This window comes from Pauljensenia sp. UMB3104, from assembly GCF_030217285.1.
Taxonomy (GTDB): Bacteria; Actinomycetota; Actinomycetes; order Actinomycetales; family Actinomycetaceae; genus Pauljensenia.
This window is the reverse complement of sequence record NZ_JASONN010000222.1, coordinates 1-291: the sequence shown is the minus strand read 5'-3', so window position 1 is coordinate 291 and position 291 is coordinate 1. Positions and strand designations below refer to the sequence as shown.

Below are 291 nucleotides of genomic sequence, written 5' to 3'. Positions count from 1 at the left end.
TAAAAAAAGAGGGGCACCCCGGCCAAAACCTGGTCAGGGTGCCCCAAACGTTAGTGCTTGTTGCACTTCTCGGTCCGCAACTCTAGGTTGCGCATGCGCGCGTGTAGATCCTCAGCTGCGATAGCCTGCTCGCGCCGATAATCCCCAACCTGATGCCCCAGGCTCTTCACCTGATCAAGTAGGAGATCGAATCTGCGATCTTGCTCCTTTTGCATGCGCTCAATACGATTCACCGCATCACGCAAGGATGAGCCGTGGTTGGTCTCCAATTGCTCTCGGGTCTCACAAGCG

At 55.7% G+C, this 291-nt stretch carries 1 protein-coding gene; it reads right to left on the bottom strand.

Annotation, left to right across the window (positions count from 1 at the left end):
* Positions 1-50 precede the first annotated feature (50 nt).
* Positions 51-291: hypothetical protein (locus QP415_RS11470; RefSeq protein ID WP_442953485.1), on the bottom strand; the 241-nt coding region annotated here is incomplete at its 5' end.